This window comes from Comamonas faecalis (assembly GCF_039538025.1).
Taxonomy (GTDB): Bacteria; Pseudomonadota; Gammaproteobacteria; order Burkholderiales; family Burkholderiaceae_C; genus Comamonas_C; species Comamonas_C faecalis.
This window is the reverse complement of sequence record NZ_BAABBP010000064.1, coordinates 1-1019: the sequence shown is the minus strand read 5'-3', so window position 1 is coordinate 1019 and position 1019 is coordinate 1. Positions and strand designations below refer to the sequence as shown.

The window sequence follows — 1019 nt, the reverse complement described above, 5'->3', positions numbered from 1 at the left end:
TGCCGCTCAGTTAAGCCTGAGCGGCATTTTTCTTGATGGGGTAGTGAGTCTTGGTCATGCGCACCTCACGCGGGTAACGTCTGTCGGGTCTGCGAGGTGGCAGCACAAAGCGGCGAATGTTTTGCCGCATGGCCTTGAGCTTTGCCGGAATCGCACCTGGCGTGCTGGAGCCGGAACTCCACATCCATTCATCGACGATGTAGCGCAGCGCCGTGATGAAGCTGATACGACAAGGCTGCACCTTGGCCTCATCGGCAATGCGCGTGATCTCCAGACGAATCAGGTTGTACATCAAAAAGGTGGCCCACAGTTCCTGCTTGACCCCCTCCGGTTGCTGGCTGCGCAGCGTCATCGCCTGTCCCAGCATGTCTGTCTTCATCTCCCCGTAAGCCAGCTCAATCTCCCAGCGCTCGTGGTAAAGCGCGAATATTTCATCGGCCTGGTAGCGGGCTGCATCCGCCAGGGATGTGAACAAGGTCTTGGGCTTGCCATCGAGCTCACGGGTGATGGCCCGCACTTCCCACGTCAGCGGCAGCTCGGGGTCTTTCTTGCGCGCTTGCGGTGAGACCTTCATGCGCAAGCGCACATCGCCTGAACCGTACGTTTGCACCACCTCACCCTTGAGCCCCGCGCGTGCAGGAATCAGCCAGTGGCGCCCTTGTCGGTGCTGCAGCGGCCACAACAGACCTGCCGAGTAAAACCCTTTGTCCACGATCACCAGCGAGTCCGGCGGCATCTGTGGCCACAGGCGCTGTGCCAGGGTGTATTCACTGGTGTCGTAGGCATCCAGACTGGCATCGATCAACAAACGTGCGCGGGCATCGAGCAAGCAGGCCATGCGCACCAGCGGGAACGGACTTTGGTGGTTTGCGTGGTTGCGCTGACAACCAAAGTGCTCTCGATTCTCTTGCGTATCAGGGGCGCGCCAGACGACACCATCGAGTGCATACAAGGCCAAGCCTTGCCAACGATGGCGGCCAGCTTCCTGGTGTGCCCATTGAGCGGCGGTGTGCCGAAAC

General features: G+C 60.1%; 1 protein-coding gene. It reads right to left on the bottom strand.

Annotated features, from left to right (window positions below):
* Window positions 1–10 precede the first annotated feature (10 nt).
* Window positions 11–1019, bottom strand: a 1009-nt coding sequence (locus ABD767_RS17200; RefSeq protein ID WP_344870010.1) for an IS4 family transposase, incomplete at its 5' end; no start/stop codon positions are given.